Here is a 19,395-nt window from a genome sequence, read left to right as displayed (position 1 = left end):
GTAAGCGACTACATTCAATTTCTCATGCGTTGGTGTAGTCTTCTACATACCGTAAAGGGGTGTTCTCGTGATGCATGCGATTCAAGATTCTGCCGATGTTCTCCAATTAATCTTGGACACGATGTACGAGGGCATCGTACTTGTCGACCAGTATGGGCGAGTGCGGGAGATGAATCAGGCTTATCTCAAATTGCTCAATTTGGAGAAGGAAGCGGTGCTTGGTAAGCATGTGACAGACGTGATCGAAAACACCCGAATTCATCATGTATTGGAAACCGGGATACCTGAGCGTGGACACTTGCAACGCATTCAGGGCCACGACATGGTTGTCCATCGGATTCCTATTTGGCAAGACGGCAAAGTCATTGGTGCGGTGGGCGTCTTGATTTTTGAAAGCATGAGCGATTTGTACCGGATTATTGAACGAACTCAAGTGATGCTTCACAACGAGAGCCAGAAACATAGCGCATCGGTACCGACAGAACATGTCGCCCTACAGAAGCGCGTGTATACGATTGACGAAACGATTGGTCAAACGCACGCCATCAAAGTGATCAAACAGATGGCGAAAAAGGCTGCAAAGACGCCTGTCACGGTACTTGTCACCGGCGAGAGCGGTACAGGTAAAGAGGTTCTGGCGCAGGGAATTCATTACGAGAGCGCGTTTGCCAACGGACCGTTTGTGAGTGTGAATTGCGCCGCGATTCCTGAACCGCTGCTGGAAGCCGAGCTGTTCGGCTATGACGACGGCGCTTTTACCGGCGCCCGGAAAGGCGGTAAGCCTGGACAGATAGAACTGGCGCATATGGGCACGTTGTTTTTGGATGAGATCGGCGATATGCCGCTCAACATGCAAGCGAAGTTATTGCGATTTTTAGAAGATAAGGAAATTCAACGGGTTGGCGGTGTGACCAAGCGCCGTGTTCATACGCGCATCATTGCAGCGACCAATCGAGATTTGGAGGCGATGGTCAGGGGTGGGCAGTTCCGGGAGGATTTGTACTACCGTTTAAACATTATTCGGCTGCATCTACCGCCCCTGAGATCGCGTCGTGAAGACATCCCGCTGTTGTTGGAGTTCTACCTTGAGCAAGTGTCGAAGCATTTGAATAAACCCGACGTATGCTTTGACTCAAACGTCGTTCAATTGCTCATGCAGTACGACTGGCCGGGCAATATTCGAGAGCTTGTGCATACAGTAGAGGTTTTGGTGAGCCTAGCGGACACCCCACGAATTACAAAACACGATTTCCCGCCTCATTTAACCAAATTTTTTGAGATGCAGAATCACGAAACGTCGCCTGTCACATCAAGCGGTGTTGAGTTGACGCCAAGTACAAACGAGCCAACCGTTTCGCCAGCGCAAAATGTTCGGGAGGTAATGGCGAACCACGAGATGACGGTGATTCGTCAGGCTTTATTGGACGCACACGGAAATAAGTCGCTGGCGGCAAAAAAACTCGGGATTCACCGCTCTACGTTGTACGAAAAATTAAAGCGTTATGGTTTGCGATAGCGAGTTGAACAAGTTGGCAAGCGTAATTGACTGGAGGGAGTGCTATGCGGACACGGGCTGCTGTTTTGCACGAAATGGGCATCCCTGCGCCTTATCAAGAGAGTAGGCCGCTCGTGATTGAGACGGTGGAGTTGGATTCACCACAGGTGGGTGAAGTCCTCATTCAGATTAAGGCGACTGGGTTGTGTCATTCGGATTTGTCCGTCGTAAATGGCAGCCGCCCAAGGCCGTTACCGATGGTTCTCGGGCATGAGGCGGTTGGCATTGTTCAAGAATTGGGTGCGGGTGTGGACGATTTACAGGTCGGTGACACCGTCGTTTGTGCGTTTGTACCAAGCTGCGGACATTGTCTGCCGTGCCAGGAAGGCCGACCGGCGCTATGTGAGCCTGGCGCCGCCGCCAATCAAGCCGGGACGCTATTAGGTGGCGGACGCCGAATCCACAACGGGGATGATATTTATCTTCACCACTTGGGCGTCTCAGGTTTTGCCGAGTACGCCGTGGTCTCCCGCAGATCTCTGGTCAAGGTCGAGGAAGAGGTGTCGTTTGCAGAAGCTGCGATATTTGGCTGTGCCGTCATGACCGGTGTGGGCGCTGTCGTCAACACGGCGAACATCGCGTTTGGCAGCACGGTGGCCATTGTCGGACTGGGCGGAGTCGGACTAAGTGCGCTCTTAGGAGCGTTGGCGGCTGGGGCGGCGCGTGTCATCGCTGTCGATATCAATCCAGATAAACGCTCGTTTGCAGCGTCGCTTGGCGCAACAGATGTCTTTGACTCGCGCGATGCAGACGTTGTGCAATTGATTCGGGATCGAACGAATGGCGGTGTGGATTATGCGTTTGAAACGGCGGGTGCTGTTTCGGCGATGGCTGTGGCCTACGGCATTACCCGCCGGGGTGGCACGACGGTGACCACCGGATTACCTCACCCCAAACACGAGTTTGCCTTTTCCTACGTGACGCTCACCGCAGAGGAGCGGACGGTGAAGGGTTCGTACGTCGGAAGTTGCGTGCCGGCCCGCGATATTTCTCGCTTCATGAGGTTGTTTACGCAGGGAAAGCTGCCGGTCGACAAGCTGTTGACGGACGTGATCGCGCTGGATGACATCAACGCTGGGTTTGATCAACTTGCGAACGGCGCTGCCGCAAGACTGGTGGTCGTACCTTGACTCATCGATAAGACGAGCTGAATGAAGGAGGAGATGAAGGTGTCGCAGGAAGAAGTGGCGATCGTCAGCGCGGTGCGCACGCCAATCGGTCGCTTTCAAGGAGCCCTATCGGGGGTATCGGCGACGAAGCTAGGCGCCATTGTCATTGAGGAGGCCGTGCGGCGTGCCGGTATCGACAGAGGAGCAGTCGACGAAGTCGTCATGGGGAACGTCCTGCAAGCCGGCTTAGGACAGAACCCAGCCCGCCAAGCTGCCATGGAAGCAGGGTTGCCAAAGGAAGTACCCGCGATGAGCATCAATCAGGTTTGTGGCTCTGGATTAAAATCCATTCAACTCGCATGGCAGTCCATCGTCGCAGGTGAGAGCGACATCGTCGTCGCAGGCGGCATGGAGAATATGAGTCAGGCGCCCTATTTGTTGCAAGGCGCGCGCCAAGGATTTTCGATGGGCCATCAACAGGTGGTCGACAGTATGATTCGAGACGGCCTATGGTGCGCCTTCAACGACTACCACATGGGTGTGACTGCAGAGAACTTATGTGACATGTACAACCTGACGCGCGAGCAGCTGGATGAGTTTGCGTTGCAAAGTCAGCAGAAAGCCGCCTCCGCTATCCAGGCGGGTCGATTTTGCGACGAAATCGTAGCGGTTCAGATATCGGGGAAAAAGGGAAATGTGACGCGCTTCGAAGTGGATGAGCATCCGCGCCCAGACACGACAATGGAGGCGCTCGCGCAACTTCGTCCCGCGTTTAAGAAGGACGGCATGGTCACTGCGGGCAATTCGTCTGGCATCAACGACGCAGCGGCTGCCTGTGTGCTGATGACGCTGAAAACGGCGGAGCGCCTTGGGGTGACACCTATGGGCGTGATTCGTGCCAATGCGACGGCGGGCGTCGATCCGGCCGTGATGGGCATCGGCCCGGTCCCCGCCACAGAGAAGGTATTGGCGAAGGCGAACTTGCGGATTGAACAGATGGACTTGATTGAGGCGAACGAGGCATTCGCCGCGCAGTCGCTTGCTTTTGCCAGTCACTTTTCGTTTCCTCGCGAGATTCTCAATGTCAACGGCGGGGCCATCGCGCTCGGTCACCCTATCGGAGCGAGCGGCACGCGCATTTTCGTGACACTGCTCTATGAGATGGCCCGCCGCAAAGCGAGATATGGTCTTGCGACACTTTGTATTGGCGGCGGGCAAGGCGTCGCGACCATCGTCGAACGAGTGTAGCGCCAATTCGCGCATCGGGTGACGAGATGGTGCCTTGCGGTGCGTAGGTAGTCATTGGAGATGAATGGACAGTTGCGGTGAGGGGGGACGAACGTGAAACAGATTGTGACTTCGTTCGACGAAGCTATTCAGGGGATTGAAGACGGCATGACGATTATGGTCGGGGGCTTTGGGCTGGTTGGCATTCCAGAAAACTTGATTCAGGCACTGGCACGCAAAGGAAGCAAACACCTGACTGTGATTTCGAATAACTGCGGCGTGGATGACTGGGGTCTCGGAATACTTTTAAAAAACCATCAGATTGACAGGATCATCGCGTCGTATGTAGGAGAGAACAAAGAGTTTGAGCGCCAGGTGCTCGCGGGTGAGATTGAAGTCGAGCTTACGCCGCAGGGCACACTTGCTGAGAGAATTCGCGCCGGCGGTGCCGGAATTCCGGCGTTTTATAGTCCGGCGGGCGTGGGTACACCGATTGCAGATGGAAAGGAAGTTCGGTCGTTTGGTGGCAAGGATTATTTGTTAGAAACGGCACTCGTGGCGGACGTAAGCCTCATTCGTGCCGCCGTCGGCGATACGATGGGCAATTTGCGGTATCACAAGACGGCCCGTAATTTTAACCCCATGATGGCGGCGGCAGCTCGAATGACCATCGCGGAAGTCGAGACCTTAGTTGAAGCGGGTGAGCTAGCGCCGGACGACATTCACACACCAGGTATTTACGTGCAAATGCTGATTGTCGGTCAGCAGGAAAAGCGAATCGAAAAACGAACCATCGCCCGAATTTGATACGAAGCGAGACTTTCGGCGCGGGGGCTTCACCCGTAAGGAGGCATGCATCCATGAAGGTGCAGGACAAACAGTCGATCCGTGATCGTATTGCACGCCGTGCTGCAAAAGAGATTGAGAACGGATATTACGTGAATTTGGGCATCGGCATGCCCACACTGATCGCCAATTTCATTCCCGATTCGAAACAAGTGATGCTCCACTCGGAAAATGGATTGCTCGGCATTGGACCTTATCCGTCGGATGAACAGGTCGATCCCGATTTAATCAACGCGGGCAAGGAGACAGTCACCGCCGTCACGGGTGCGGCGTTCTTCGATAGTGCAGAGTCGTTTGCGATGATTCGCGGCGGCCATATTGATCTCGCGGTACTCGGCGCCATGGAAGTATCTCGCACGGGAGATCTCGCCAATTGGATGATTCCCGGCAAAATGGTGAAAGGCATGGGCGGCGCGATGGATCTCGTCCACGGTGCGAAACGGGTGGTCGTGGTGATGGAGCACCTCAACAAGGACGGACAGCCAAAAATCCTCAATCAGTGCACGTTACCGCTGACTGGGCGAGCGGTCGTCCACCGCATCATCACAGATATGGCTGTGATGGATATCACGCCGGATGGCTTGAAGTTGGTCGAAGTGGCGGCGGGCTACACGCTCAGTGACGTAGAGCAGGCCACTGAACCTTCGTTCGTCGTTGCGGACGATGTAGTTTACGACGCATTTGCATAGGAGACGATGCGTGTGCAAAAGGAGAATTGGGACTTTACAGGAAAAACCGCCATCGTCACTGGCGCTGCCAGCGGCATCGGCCGTGCTATCGCCGAGGGCTTTGCGGCGGCAGGTGCCCACGTCGTCATTTCGGATATTCGACTAGAGTCGGCAGAGGCCGTCGCCAACACCCTCTGTCAGTCAGGATACAAGGCGGTAGCCTGTGCTGCTGACGCAGGTGACGAAGACGCAATACAGCGCCTATTGTCATTTACTGTGGAGCGGTGCGGCGGGATCGACATCCTTGTCAACAACGCTGGCATGCAACATGTCGCGCGCATAGAGGACTTTCCGGTGGCCAAGTTCGAGCAGCTGATTCGGCTGATGCTGGTGGGGCCGTTTATTTCCACGAAATATGTGTTTCCGCACATGAAGCGGCAGGGACACGGCCGCATTTTAAACGTCGCTTCCGTCAACGGTCTCATTGGCTTTGCTGGTAAAGCCGCCTATAATTCGGCGAAGCATGGCGTCATTGGCTTAACCAAAGTCGCTGCACTCGAGGGCGCATCCTACGGCATCACCGTCAATGCGCTTTGTCCCGGCTATGTTGACACGCCCTTGGTGCGTAACCAACTGGCAGATTTGGCAAAAGCGCGTGGCGTCTCTGAGCAAAACGCGCTGGAAGAAGTGATCTATCCACTCGTTCCTCAGAAGCGATTGCTGACGACCAAAGAAATTGCCGACTATGCCTTGTTTTTGGCTTCAGATATGGGGCGCGGTATTACCGGGCAAGCGGTTGTGATTGACGGAGGTTATTTGGCGCAGTAAAAGAGCATCTGTGAGGGCATCATCATCCGTTGATGATGCCCTCTGCCGCTCGTCGCACACACAGATGTGGTACACTGGTTTCGATTTGTTATGTGAATCGCGGTGCAACCAAGTCTCTTTTTTCTTAATCTTTAAACTTGGGAATTATTTAGCCCCTTGGAGGAATGATTTTGTCAACAAACCAGCAAGTATCTTCATCATCGTTGAGCAAGAATGATTTGTCGCAGACCATCACAGACCGCTTTGACGTATTGTTGTCGCAATCATCCATTCAGCAGGCGCTGTCGTTTATTGAAGCTGATAGCGAGAATACGCTACAGGAGCAAATTGCTATCACAGCTATTCCGGCGCCTTCCTTTCAGGAGGATGAACGCGGGCGGGACTACAAGCGCAGACTGGAAGAACTCGGGCTTGTCGACGTGACGATAGACGAGGAGGGGAACGTGTTCGGCCGACGACCAGGTGTCGGTGATGGACCGGTACTCTTTGTTTCATCCCACTTGGATACGGTGTTTCCAGCGGGTACTGATACGGTTGCGCGCGAGCGGGACGGCAGGTATTATGCGCCAGGGATTTCCGACAACGGTCGCGGATTAGCTGGGGTGTTGGCGATTTTACGAGCACTGAACCACGCAGGGATTCAGACACAAGGTGATTTGATTTTCGGCGCGACGGTCGGGGAAGAGGGCGTCGGCGATCTGCGCGGGGCAAAGGCATTCTTCCGCCACCATGCGGACATTGACGGCTTTATTTCGATTGAGCCGGGTGAACCGTCGCGTACCACTTATTTGGCGACGGGCAGTCGACGGTACCGTGTGACATATCAAGGCAAGGGCGGCCATAGCTATGGCGATTTTGGGATACCGAGTGCCATTCACGCGCTTGGGCGCGCGATTGCGATGATTGCTGAGGTGAAGGTGCCGGCGGATCCAAAGACGACGTTCACGGTTGGCGAAATCAGTGGCGGAACATCGGTGAATACGATTGCGGCGACTGCCACGATGTTGGTGGACATGCGCTCGTCGTCACAGGAAGAGCTTGCCCGACTGGAAGAACAAGTTCTTCAGTTAATCGAGCAAGCGGCGGTATTGGAGAACGAACGCTGGGGCGCTCGTGATATCCAAGTGCACGTGGAACGCATTGGGGATAGGCCTGGCGGTGCCCAATCGGCAGATGCGCCAATTGTTCAGGCGTCGTTGGCCGCAAGTCTGGCGTTGGGTGACGATGCGATTTTGGACGACGCGGCGAGCACGGATTCGAATGTCCCTATCAGCCTAAGGATTCCTGCCGTCACGCTTGGTGGCGGCGGTATCAGCGGGGGCCTGCACACCCTAGAGGAGTTTTTCGATCCGACGGACGCGCACAAGGGCATCCAGAAGATCTTTTTGACGGTTGTGGGGCTTGTTGGGGTAGCTGACGTGGTTGATGCGATATTGCCGAAGCGCGTGTAAGGCACCTGGGCGGGTTTCGGCACCGGGGCCGATGGGGCGCATGAGCTAGATAAGTCACATGAGCGAGATAAGGCATGATATCTGCGCTATTTCTGGATTTTTGATAGGTTCGGCAGATTTAAGACACATAAAATGCCTTATCTAACTAAAAGCTACCCGATAATGGTGAAAAACCTAGAATTAGCGCAGTTTTCATGTCTTATTGGCGCCCGAGGATGAGCGGATGTCTTATTAAGACATCCGTGCCGGGCCGATGATATTCCACAGCCCTACACGGGAGGGATTTTGCTGAAGACGCTCATACAAAACGCCGAAATTATCACCATGAACAAGTCAGATGACATTGTTTACGGGGATATTTTGGTTGAGGACGACCGGATTACGGCGATTGGCACGCTGGGTGACATACCGGTCGATAAAATCATTGATGCACGCCGCAAGACTGTTTTACCGGGATTTGTACAGACACATATCCACTTATGCCAGACGCTGTTTCGCGGTCGAGCAGACGATTTGGAGTTGTTGGACTGGCTCAAGTTGCGCATTTGGCCGCTGGAGGCCGCACACGACAGCGATTCCATTTACTACTCTGCCATGCTTGGTATCGGCGAGTTGATTCAAAGTGGAACCACGACCATCGTCGACATGGAGACCGTACATCATACGGATCACGCCTTTCAAGCTATCGAGCAGTCGGGAATTCGCGCCGTATCCGGCAAAGTGATGATGGACTACGGCGACGATGTCCCGAGCGGTTTGTTGGAAAACACAAGTGACTCTTTGGACGAGAGCGTTCAGCTCCTTGAGAAATGGCACAATCGCGCGAATGGCCGTATTCAGTACGCATTTTGTCCTCGTTTCGTGGTGTCCTGCACGGAGGATTTACTCGTTCAAGTGCGCGATCTTTCGAATCAGTATCACGTCCACGTCCACACGCATGCTTCTGAGAACCGCGGTGAAATCGCATTGGTCGAAGCGCAACGAGGGATGCGGAATGTCGTCTACCTCAATCATCTAGGGCTTGCCAATGAGCGCTTAATTTTAGCGCATTGTATTTGGCTCGACGATGAGGAGAAGGAGATCATCCGAACGCGAGGGGTGAAAGTGACGCATTGCCCCGGATCGAATTTAAAGCTCGCCTCCGGTATTGCCGAAATTCCGCAGTTGTTGGACGCGCACTGCCACGTGGGCCTCGGTGCCGACGGTGCCCCTTGTAACAACAATTTGGATATGTTTCAAGAGATGCGCTTATGTGCCCTCATTCAAAAACCAATCTACGGTCCCACCGCGATGAATGCGCGGACGGTCCTGCGCATGGCGACGATGGGGGGTGCCGAAATCATCGGACAGGAGGACACCATTGGCAGCATTGAGGTGGGCAAAAAGGCGGATATCATCATGCTAGATCTGAATGATTTTCACGTGTATCCGTCGTTCGATGTCGATCCGATTTCTCGCGTGGTGTATTCCGCTACGCGCTCAGATGTCGTGATGACGATGGTGGACGGCAAGGTGTTGATGGAGGACAGGCGCTTACACACCGTCGATAAGGACATTGTGTTGCGAGAAGCGAATGACGCCATTGCGCGCCTGCAGAAGCGCGTTAACGTTTAATTTACGGTGTACGTACGTGTAGCCTCACGCTGGTGAAGCGTGGGGCTTTTATGGTCATGCCACGACGCGCGGGTTTGTCAGCGTTTCAGTTTATTGAGTAAATGTAAAGCGACATCAGCGACAACTACCGTGCTGTAAGCAGATACATTTTTTGCGGTTGTTTCATATTTCGTTTCAAGTATTTGCCTAATTCCGTTATAATGTTGATAGGGAGCGCTTTATGCCATCTGCACAAATTGCGTTGAACTTGTCCACAAAATGTAAGCCTATACTTTATGGCTCCTTGTGTTAAATTTAATTAAAGTTAGGGTTATGAAGAATAAAGAGACTAGGAGTGATAGATTGAACATCGTTGTGGTTGGCAGTATGAATATGGATGTTGTGAACCGCGTGAGTCACCATCCGCTCCCAGGTGAGACGATTAAGGGAAAAGGGACGAGTTATATTCCTGGCGGAAAAGGCGCGAACCAGGCAGTCGCCGCAGCACGGGCGGGCGCCTCAGTTCAAATGGTAGGTGCTGTTGGTACAGATGGGTTTGGAAAAGAACTTATCGCGTCAATTGCGCGCGATGGAATTGATACCTCGAAGATCCTTGAGAAGGAAGGCACGTCGGGATTGGCATTCATCACGGTGAATGACGAGGGAGAGAACAATATCATTTTGTCGGAAGGCGCGAATGGTAAGGTAACGCCTGACGATGTCCGAACTGCGCTGGGGAATGCGAACTTTGACGCCCTGTTGGTTCAAAATGAAATTTTGCTTGAGTCCAGCTATGAAGCTATTCGGGTTGCTCACGAGAAGTCTGCAAAGGTGTTCTACAATCCGGCACCAGCGCATGCCGTTCCGAAGGATATTCTCCAGTTGGTTGACATTCTCGTGGTCAATGAGACCGAAGCGAGCGTGGTGTTGGGGAAACCGCTGAGTACACATACGGATTATGCGGACGCCGCCAAGCAATTGGTAACGCTTGGAGCGAAGGCTGTCATTTTGACACTCGGTTCAAGTGGCTCTTTGTATGCAGATAACGCATTGACGGTTCATGTACCGGCGTTTCGGGTACAAGCAGTCGATACGACAGCTGCTGGCGATACGTTTATTGGCGCTTTTGCGAGCGTTTTTTCTGGTGAGAATCCCATGGAGTCCCTGCGGTTCGCTTCTGCTGCTTCTGCAATTGCCGTAACCCGATCCGGCGCGCAGACATCTATTCCAGAACACGGCGAGATTGTAGAGTTTTTGCAGTCATCTGTGGAAACGTTACCTCATTTTGAAAGATGGGAATCCAGTCATGTCGACCACGATTAAAGAAGTCGCGAAACTCGCGGGTGTCTCGGTTTCTACAGTGTCCCGAGTCATCAACAACAGCGGCTATGTGGGGGAAAAAACGCGGAAGAAAATTGTCGATGCCATGAGTGAATTGAACTTCGAACCGAGTTCGATTGCGCGTGGCTTAGTCAGCGGGAAGACGTCGACCATCGGCTTGCTGCTTCCGGATGTAGCCAATCCATTTTTCGCTGAGGTGGCACGCGGCACGGAGGAAGCGGCCATTGAGAGCGGATTTACAGTGATTTTGTGCAATTCGAACTGGGATCTCGAGCGTGAAAAAATGTATCTCAACGTGCTCAAAGGAAGGGGCGTGGAGGGTGTCATTATCATTGGCAACCGGAGTCCAGAGCGCGATTTGATTCGCACGCTTTCGCCAGTACCGTGTGTGTTTGTCGATCGCAAGGTGACAAGCGATGAAAGTTATATCTATGTCGATCACGAAAAGGGCGCCAGAATCGCCACAGAGAAACTGATTTCGATTGGCTGCAAACGCATCGCGCACGTGACCGGACCGAGAAAATCCACCTCCGCTAGAGCGCGCTTGAGTGGCTATTTAAAAACGATGAAGAAGCATGGCTTGGAGACCACTGTACTGCAGGGGAACTTCCGGTTTTCTGGCGGTTATGAGGCTGCCAAGAAGGCCTTTACAAGCGATTGTCCGCCGGATGGCATCTTCGCCGGAAACGACATGATGGCCATTGGCGTGATCCAGGCCGCGAATGAGCTTGGTATTAGAGTACCCGACGACGTGTCGATAGTGGGTTATGACGATATTGACATGGCAAAATGCACCTCGCCTTCGTTGACGACGGTTCGCCAACCGGCAAACGAAATGGGACGTGCTGCGTTTTCGCTGTTTAAGAACCGCGTATCGGAAATGAAAATAGAATTTGATGCCAAGTTAGTTGAGAGAAAATCGACCAAATAGAAATTCCATATTGTTTTTTTGTATGCTGTTGTGGTAACGTTTCCACATGGGTTATGATATTGACACTGAGGTGACAACATGAAGAAACAGGGCGTCTTGAACAGTGAGTTGTCAAAGATCATTGCCGAGCTTGGACATGGGCAATCCTTGGTCATCTCGGACTACGGGCTGCCTGTACCGAAAGGGGTTCGCATGGTCGATTTGGCCATCCGCGAAAACCTCCCGTCCTTTATAGATGTACTCACCGTTATTTTGAGTGAGTTAGCAGTGGAGAAGGCCGTGGTCGCAGATGAGCTAAGACAGTCAGGCCATGAAATCTACGACACCATTGTTGAAAAGGTTGGACATGCAGTAGAGCTGGTGTCCCACGAAGAGCTGAAAAAAATTACCGAAAGTGTAAGCGTTATCGTGCGAACCGGTGAATGGACGCCTTACGCAAACATCGTTTTATACGCGGGAGTCGTATTCTAAGGAGGTGTTTCGTGTGGGGAAGCTGATGATGCGCGGCATTAGTAAATCGTTTTCAGGTGTACGCGTCCTGGAACAGGTTGAACTGATTGTCGAAGGCGGAAAAGTGGTCGCGTTGCTCGGTGAAAATGGCGCCGGCAAGTCGACGTTGATGAAAATCTTGACGGGTGAATATCAGGCTGATGCGGGTGAAATCGTCATTGATGACCAGGTGGTCGACATCAAAAGTGTCGACGACGCCAAAAAACATCAGATTGGGATGATACACCAGGAGCTCAACCTGTTTCCGAATCTGTCGATCGCAGAGAATTTTTTGATTGGTAACGAAGAGGAATACAAGCAGTCGGGCTTTATCCGAAGCGGCAAATTGAACGAAAAGGTCAAAAGTATTTTGCAGCAAGTCAACTTGCAGCGCCATCCTAGCGAATTGGTGAAGAACCTGGGTATCGGCGAGCAGCAATTGGTGGAGATTGGCAAGGCTCTGTTACAAGACGTCAAGTATTTGGTGATGGACGAGCCCACAGCTGCATTGACCGAAAGTGAAACGGAACGATTGTTTCAAATTATTGAGTCGCTCAAGAAAAACGGTGTCGGTATTGTCTACATTTCTCACCGGATGGAAGAGTTGTATCGAATTGCTGACAAGGTTTCGGTTCTCAGAGACGGTCGGTTTATCGCTACCCGGGATATGAAGACCGCGGATGAAAATGAATTGGTGTCGATGATGGTCGGACGCACGGTGGATGATAGGTATCCGAAGACCCCATCCAATCCTGGACAAGTCTTGCTGAAGGCGGTTGATGTCAAGACGCCGAAAGTCAAGCGGGCCACGTTGGAAGTGAGAGCCGGCGAGATTGTCGGACTTGGTGGCTTGATGGGCGCTGGGCGCACCGAGCTTGTAAGCGCATTTGCGGGCGTTGATCGAATTGTTGAAGGAGAGTTTGAGTTCAACGGCAAGCGAACTCGCTTCAAGACGCCGAAGCAAGCCATTGACAGCGGTTTAGCTTTTGTCACGGAAGACCGAAAATCGCAAGGGTTGATTTTACCGTTTAGCGTGCGTGAAAACATGGCACTTCCGACACTGGGGCTGAGAAGCCGATTTGGGTTCATCCAGAATCGGCAGGAGCGGGATTTCACTTCAGAAGTCGTGAACAAGATGCGCATCAAGGTCGCGTCGATCGATCAGCCTGCTGGAAGCTTGAGCGGTGGGAACCAACAAAAGATTGTCATCGGCAAGTGGATGGCGCAAGATCCGGTTTTGCTGATTCTCGATGAGCCAACACGTGGGATTGACGTTGGTGCAAAGCAGGAAATTTACGAGCTGATGAATGCGTTTAAGTCGCAAGGGCGCGGCATTTTGATGATTTCGTCCGACTTACCAGAACTCATGGGAATCTGTGACCGGATTTACGTCATGCACGCGGGTGAAGTCATGGGTGAAATCAAGGGCGAAGAAATGAACAACGAGAACTTTATGAAGTTGGCGACCGGGAGGAAACTATCGTGAACGTGATCAAAAAATACCGGCTTGGACCGCTCATTGGACTTGTACTTATCTTTATCGTGATGTCGATTTTGTCCAATCAGTTTCTGACGTTTTCCAACTTGCGGAACGTCGCTTTACAGACCACGGTCAATGCATTGTTAGGTGTCGGCATGACATTCGTCATTCTCACGTCGGGAATTGACTTGTCGGTTGGCTCCACATTGGCCCTGAGTGCCGTGATTTCATCTGGCTTGATGGTCGCGCACGTCAACGTATTTCTGGCTTGTATTATCGGTATCGTCGTCGGTGCTGCAGGCGGTGCACTCAATGGACTCTTGGTATCTTATGGACGCCTGGCACCATTTATTGTGACACTTGGCACCCAGCAGTTGTTTAGAGGTTTGACAGAAGTGTATACCCACGGGATGCCTATCTTTAACTTGCCGAACTCTTTCTCGAATCTAGGGACTGGGCTCATAGCTGGCATTCCAATTCCCGTAGTGATTGCCGCCGTCGTCTTCATTGTTGGTTGGATTGTGCTGAAAAAGACGGTCATTGGCCGCAAGATTTACGCGCTTGGCGGGAATGAGAAGGTTGCACAGCTTGCTGGTGTCAAGGTAAATCGCTATCTCGTTTGGGTCTACGTGGTAGCCGGTGTACTGGCCGCGTTCGCAGGGTTGATTTTGACGTCGCGGTTAGGCACAGCAGAACCAACTGCCGGAACAGGGTATGAACTCGATGCCATCACCGCAGTTGTCCTTGGTGGTACAAGTTTGGTTGGTGGTGAAGGTAGCATCATCGGTACCCTGGTGGGTGCACTCATTTTGGGGGTGATCGACAACGGATTAAACCTTTTAAATGTCAATTCATTTTGGCAAGACGCTGTTAAAGGCTTGATCATCTTGGTCGCAATCCTGCTCGACCGCAAAAAGAACTAATTTAAAATCATAGGGGGAATTATTCATGAAAACTTGGAAAATCGCAGCATTGAGCACATTGGCAGTAGGCGTTCTCGTATCCGGATGTGGCACGACTGGTTCCACGTCGTCGAGCAACACAGCTTCAAATACGAGCAGCACAAGTGGAAACGCTACCCCATCTTCGTCATCTTCGTCTGCTTCTGGAAAGACGATTGGCTTCGCCGTTTCGACATTGAACAACCCATTCTTCGTGGCGATGCAGAATGGCGTACAGTCAGAGGCGCAAAAGGATGGTTTGAAGGTAACCGTTGAAAACGGGAACAATGACGCTGCTACGCAGTTGAACCAGGTACAGGATTTGATTCAGCAACATGTCAGCGCAATCCTGTTAAATCCGGTTGACAGCAACAGCTTGTCCTCCGCCGTGAAGTTGGCGAATCAGGCAAATATTCCGGTCATCACGCTCGATAGAAGTGTCAACTTCGGAAAAGTGGCTACGTTCATCGCGTCCGATAGTGTAGAAGCCGGTAAGGACGCAGCGGATCAATTGATTAAAGCGCTTGGCGGGAAGGGACAGGTTGTTGAGCTTCAAGGAACGATTGGGGCCTCTTCCGAAATCGACCGTGAAAAAGGCTTTGACCAAGAGATTGCCACTGCGCCTGGCATCAAAGTGATTGCGAAGCAAACGGCGAACTTTGATAGAAATACGGCATTGAACGTCATGCAGAATATCTTGCAGGCGCATCCTGACATCAACGGTGTGTTCGCACAAAACGACGAAATGGCATTGGGCGCGTTGAAAGCGATTCAGCAATCCGGGAAAAAAGGTATCGACATCGTTGGAATCGATGGTGAGCAAGAGGCCATCACGGACGTGAACAACGGCTTGATGTATGCAGATATCGCACAACAGCCGACACAAGAAGGTATCCTTGGCGTCGATAATGCAGTCAAGCTCATCAATGGCCAGAGCGTGCCGAAGACGGTCAGTTCTCCACTGCAACTCGTCACCAAGGGTTCCAGCTTTAAAGGATTCTAAGGCGGCGTAGTAAGTAGTAATCAGTAGAAAATATTGCTGTATGCGTGGTGTCGTTACAAAGGAAAAGGGGCAAGTTGACTGTCTGTCAGCTTGCCCCTTTTTTTTGTACCAGCATTCGGTATTTCCTGAGGAATTTGATTCCACAGATGTTTCCTACTCCATTCTCTTGTACAATAAATAAAGTCAGAATAATCCTTGTTTTACGGGGGATATGCGCGTGATGGGCCAAGGTGCGAAGCGAAGGCGGATGGTGGTCAAGGTCGGATCGAGTTCGATCACCGATGGCCATGGACGGTTGTCGATTGAGAAGATGCAACGGTTGGTGAATCAGTTGATTTTGCTTCGGCAAAGTCGGGATTGTCAGGTGATTTTGGTGTCATCAGGCGCAATCGCGGCGGGCCTGGGGCGTCTCGGGTGGGATAGGGCGACGATTACGCTACCTGAGAAGCAAGCTGCTGCGGCCGTTGGACAGACGTTATTGATGGAGACCTATGACCAACTGTTTGGAGACCGGGGCATTGTGACGGGACAGGTACTGTTAACACGGCTCGATATTGAAGACAGAAAGCGGTTTGTTCACATCCGGAACACCGTGTTGACACTCCTGCACGGCGGAATTGTGCCGGTGGTCAACGAGAACGATACGGTGGCGGTGGATGAAATTCGGTTCGGGGACAACGATACGTTGGGCGCCTTGACGGCGCTCGTCTCGGAGGCCGATTGCCTGGTGCTGCTGACGGATATTGACGGGTTGTACACAGGTGACCCGAAGGCGGACGCGAACGCCACACGCCTTGCAGAAATATGGGAAATCACAGGAGAGATTGAAGCGTTGGCCGGTGGCGCAGGTAGTGCTGTGGGCACGGGTGGGATGCGTACCAAGATCTCTGCGGCCAAGACAGCCGTTCAATCGGGGATTGATGTGGTGATTGCATCGAGTGAAGAGCCGGATGTGCTTTTGCGAATTGCCGACGGGGAACCGGTTGGGACGCTGTTTCATGCGCGCCCGGCGCCGCTTGCCCATCGCAAGTCGTGGCTCGTGCACGGACCGCACGCGAGTGGCGTGTTGCAAATGGACGACGGCGCGGTTCAGGCGTTGGTCGCAGGCACCGGAAGCCTGTTGCTGCCAGGCATCGTACGAGTCGAGGGGGATTTTCACGAAGGGAGCCCAGTCGCCTTGGCGGATGTGACTGGACGCGTGATTGGTAAGGGCATTACAAACTTTTCCGCACGCGATCTCGACATGCTGATGGACAGGCGCAATCGCGGCGAACGATTGGAGAATCTGACGGAAGTCGTGCATCGCAACAACCTGGTCGTCATGGAGGGGGCGCATGCGTATGGCGGGGTGTGAAGTGGAACAAATGGTGGAGGATATTTCGGCGCAATTGGACTTAGAAACTTACGTTCACCAGCGACTTCGGCGGGCTAAAATAGCCAGTCGGTCGTTGGCGACACTTTCCACGGACGTCAAGAACATGGCGCTTGCACAAATGGCGCAGGCGCTCTGGGACGCGCGGGAAGCCATCCTCACAGCCAATCGCGAGGATGTCGTTGCCGCACAGCGCGCTGGGCAGCCCGCTGCGCGCATCGATAGATTGTTGCTGACAGAGGACAGAATTCATCAGATGATGGCCGGGCTGCGGCAGGTGGCTGAATTGGCTGATCCGGTCGGAGATAGGCTCGAGGTAATTGAACACCCAAATGGCATGCGCATGGAGAAGGTTCGGGTGCCGATGGGCGTCGTCGCCATGATTTATGAATCGAGACCAAACGTCACAGTAGATGCCGCGGCACTGTGTCTGAAGACGGGCAATGCCGCCGTGTTGCGCGGCGGTCGAGAGGCGAAGTCGTCGAATGTCGCGATTGTGCGGGCGCTTCACCAGGGGCTCTCAGAATGTGGGATACCGAGCGATGCGATTCAGTTGATTGAACGCGTGGAACGGGATTCGGTCGATTGGATTATTCAAGCGGTGGGCCTCGTCGACTTGGTGATTCCTCGCGGCGGTGCGGGGTTGATTGAACGCGTTGTCCGAAACGCCCGCGTTCCGGTAATTGAAACTGGGGTTGGCAACTGCCACGTGTATGTCGATGCGTTCGCTGATTTAGCGAAAGCGCGCGCGATTATCACGAACGCGAAGACGCAGCGCCCATCGGTGTGCAACGCAGCGGAAACGCTGCTCGTGCACCAGGCGGTGGCGGACGCCTGGTTGCCGGACATTGTGCCGGCGCTGATGGATCTCGGTGTCGAGATTCGCGGCTGCGAGCGGGCGCGCGACATTCTGTCTGCTGCTGGCGTTGAGCGTATCCGGATGGCGGACGAAGCAGATTGGGCTACAGAGTATCTTGATTTAATCCTCGCGGTCAAAGTCGTTGATGATCTTGAAGACGCGATAGATCACATTCGTCGCTATGGAACACTTCACTCCGAGGTGATTGTCACCGAGGACGCGGTTGCGGCCGAGAATTTCTTGTCACGCGTGGACGCGGCAGTCGTTTATCACAATGCGTCTTCGCGCTTTACAGACGGTTTTGAGTTTGGCTTTGGCGCCGAGATTGGCATTTCGACGCAAAAATTACACGCTCGTGGGCCGATGGGGCTGCGGGAGATGACGAGTTACAAGTATATTGTGCGAGGTGACGGGCAGGTGCGGGGGTAAGATGCCCCCCTTTTTGTGCTCATTGGAGATGAACGGATTGCGTAATATGTTTTTCGGCATTCTGGCAATTGTCGTAATAACGACTACCGGGTGTTCTGCGCCTTCAATCGCAAATGAAACTCGCGTTAACGCTACATCGACTGACCCCAAGGATAAGCCAATAATGGTTCCACAGGTGAATAAGACCCACACTGGTTCAGAGGAATATAAAGGTACTCTTCATCACGGTACAGGTAACCTAAAGCCATCGGCATATTCACCTGACTTAGGATTTCTGGCAGAGAAACAGGCTGCCCAATATCTGTCCAAAACAAAAATTAGAGTAGGATATGGTTCTGTTGTTGAGTTAAAAGACAATAAATCTCTACCACAACCTTCAAGAATCCTTGGATACGAACCAGATTACATAGAAGCAAGTAACAATTATGTTTGCTGGATATACCAATCTCAAGGAATGGGAGGTCCAGATAACGGTGAAATCATATACGCATATAACGTTCAAAGCGGTATTACAACAAAATTATGGAGTCCAGCGCCTGGAACAAATCAGCAAATTATGGAGTTTCAACTGGATGCGAATAACCTTTACTACGGTGTCCAGAGTTCAAACGGAGACAGCGTAAAGATCGACGTTCATCATGTCGAATTAAGGACTATGACACAAAACATACTGACTACTTCGACAGGTGGTAAGAATGATAATGTCATCGAAGACTTTGCGGTGTCTGACGGTTATATCGCTATCGTCTGGACACCAGGCAGTCACTTTCTACCGGACAGTGGCTTTAATCAAAGCGAGCCCTATACGGTGACGCTTAACTCATTAGATTTGTCGTCAAAAAGAATTCTCTACCAGGGAAGTAACGCAAATTCCTTTGACATGGATGCGAAAGACGGTACGTGGGTTTGGTCAGATAAATCAAACGGAGTAGAATGCTATTCAATAAAGTCAAATCAAACATGGAATATAGCCACCTCAGCATCGTATGTTCATACAGATGGTCGATACGTGTGGTGGAAAGCAATAGACACTCAGGCGTGCGGTGGATTTGATATAAAGACACAGAAGGAGGTAAAAGTAAGGGGGCTAAAAAATTACCAAGTCTTAGTTTCCAATGGACAGACTATTTTCCTCACTGGAAACAACGATCATGACTACTATTGGGATGGGATGGAATGAGTAGAACTGGGTGAAAAGGTGATCCAAAGTATTCAATGAGGGAATATAACTACTCGCACTCGCCAATGTTACTGTGCAGGGATGGCTTGCCGC

The 19,395-nt window shown here is 52.3% G+C and carries 17 protein-coding genes; all 17 read left to right on the top strand.

The window, feature by feature from the left end:
* The first annotated feature begins 70 nt into the window (after positions 1 to 70).
* The 17 genes from K1I37_RS17465 to K1I37_RS17385 all read left to right on the top strand — a co-directional run bounded on the left by K1I37_RS17465 (position 71) and on the right by K1I37_RS17385 (position 19,302).
* Positions 71 to 1,516, top strand: a complete 1,446-nt coding sequence (locus tag K1I37_RS17465; protein WP_021296863.1) for a sigma-54 interaction domain-containing protein — start codon at positions 71 to 73, stop codon at positions 1,514 to 1,516.
* A gap of 44 nt (positions 1,517 to 1,560) precedes the next feature.
* Positions 1,561 to 2,685, top strand: coding sequence for a zinc-dependent alcohol dehydrogenase family protein (locus tag K1I37_RS17460; protein ID WP_021296862.1), 1,125 nt, complete (start codon positions 1,561 to 1,563; stop codon positions 2,683 to 2,685).
* 39 nt (positions 2,686 to 2,724) lie between these two features.
* The gene (locus K1I37_RS17455) at positions 2,725 to 3,912 is read left to right on the top strand and encodes an acetyl-CoA C-acetyltransferase (protein ID WP_021296861.1); all 1,188 of its coding nucleotides are present in this window, start codon (positions 2,725 to 2,727) and stop codon (positions 3,910 to 3,912) included.
* Between the two features lie 93 nt (positions 3,913 to 4,005).
* Positions 4,006 to 4,698: a CoA transferase subunit A gene (locus K1I37_RS17450; RefSeq protein WP_021296860.1), complete on the top strand. Its 693-nt coding sequence runs from the start codon at positions 4,006 to 4,008 to the stop codon at positions 4,696 to 4,698.
* 53 nt (positions 4,699 to 4,751) lie between these two features.
* Entirely contained in the window at positions 4,752 to 5,426 is a 675-nt protein-coding gene (locus tag K1I37_RS17445) for a CoA transferase subunit B (protein WP_021296859.1), read from the top strand.
* A gap of 12 nt (positions 5,427 to 5,438) precedes the next feature.
* On the top strand, positions 5,439 to 6,233 hold the full coding sequence (locus K1I37_RS17440) for a 3-hydroxybutyrate dehydrogenase (RefSeq protein WP_021296858.1): 795 nt from the start codon (positions 5,439 to 5,441) through the stop codon (positions 6,231 to 6,233).
* Positions 6,234 to 6,403: 170 nt separating this feature from the next.
* Positions 6,404 to 7,684: a M20/M25/M40 family metallo-hydrolase gene (locus tag K1I37_RS17435; protein WP_021296857.1), complete on the top strand. Its 1,281-nt coding sequence runs from the start codon at positions 6,404 to 6,406 to the stop codon at positions 7,682 to 7,684.
* Between the two features lie 285 nt (positions 7,685 to 7,969).
* On the top strand, positions 7,970 to 9,298 hold the full coding sequence (locus K1I37_RS17430) for a 5'-deoxyadenosine deaminase (RefSeq protein ID WP_021297069.1): 1,329 nt from the start codon (positions 7,970 to 7,972) through the stop codon (positions 9,296 to 9,298).
* A gap of 342 nt (positions 9,299 to 9,640) precedes the next feature.
* A complete protein-coding gene (gene rbsK, locus K1I37_RS17425) occupies positions 9,641 to 10,600 on the top strand; it encodes a ribokinase (protein ID WP_021297068.1) in 960 nt (319 codons plus the stop codon).
* On the top strand, positions 10,584 to 11,549 hold the full coding sequence (locus K1I37_RS17420; protein ID WP_021297067.1) for a LacI family DNA-binding transcriptional regulator: 966 nt from the start codon (positions 10,584 to 10,586) through the stop codon (positions 11,547 to 11,549). The genes rbsK and K1I37_RS17420 overlap by 17 nt, the downstream gene beginning before the upstream one ends.
* Positions 11,550 to 11,627: 78 nt before the next feature.
* Entirely contained in the window at positions 11,628 to 12,020 is a 393-nt protein-coding gene (gene rbsD / locus K1I37_RS17415; protein WP_021297066.1) for a D-ribose pyranase, read from the top strand.
* A gap of 13 nt (positions 12,021 to 12,033) precedes the next feature.
* Complete coding sequence (locus K1I37_RS17410) at positions 12,034 to 13,524, top strand: sugar ABC transporter ATP-binding protein (RefSeq protein ID WP_021297065.1); 1,491 nt, start codon at positions 12,034 to 12,036, stop codon at positions 13,522 to 13,524.
* Positions 13,521 to 14,441: an ABC transporter permease gene (locus K1I37_RS17405; protein ID WP_021297064.1), complete on the top strand. Its 921-nt coding sequence runs from the start codon at positions 13,521 to 13,523 to the stop codon at positions 14,439 to 14,441. Before K1I37_RS17410 ends, K1I37_RS17405 begins: the two co-directional genes overlap by 4 nt.
* Before the next feature lie 25 nt (positions 14,442 to 14,466).
* Positions 14,467 to 15,462: a substrate-binding domain-containing protein gene (locus K1I37_RS17400; RefSeq protein WP_021297063.1), complete on the top strand. Its 996-nt coding sequence runs from the start codon at positions 14,467 to 14,469 to the stop codon at positions 15,460 to 15,462.
* Positions 15,463 to 15,682: 220 nt separating this feature from the next.
* On the top strand, positions 15,683 to 16,816 hold the full coding sequence (gene proB, locus K1I37_RS17395; RefSeq protein ID WP_031218876.1) for a glutamate 5-kinase: 1,134 nt from the start codon (positions 15,683 to 15,685) through the stop codon (positions 16,814 to 16,816).
* Between the two features lie 10 nt (positions 16,817 to 16,826).
* Complete coding sequence (locus tag K1I37_RS17390) at positions 16,827 to 18,122, top strand: glutamate-5-semialdehyde dehydrogenase (RefSeq protein WP_031218874.1); 1,296 nt, start codon at positions 16,827 to 16,829, stop codon at positions 18,120 to 18,122.
* A 37-nt stretch (positions 18,123 to 18,159) separates the two neighbouring features.
* Positions 18,160 to 19,302 carry a hypothetical protein gene (locus K1I37_RS17385; protein WP_021297060.1) on the top strand — a complete coding sequence of 381 codons (1,143 nt, stop codon included), beginning with the start codon at positions 18,160 to 18,162 and terminating at the stop codon, positions 19,300 to 19,302.
* Positions 19,303 to 19,395 lie beyond the last annotated feature (93 nt).

Origin of the sequence: Alicyclobacillus acidoterrestris, from assembly GCF_022674245.1 — a bacterium.
Lineage (GTDB): Bacteria > Bacillota > Bacilli > Alicyclobacillales > Alicyclobacillaceae > Alicyclobacillus > Alicyclobacillus acidoterrestris.
The sequence above is the reverse complement of the archived record's forward strand: the minus strand, read 5'-3'. Positions and strand labels throughout refer to the sequence as shown.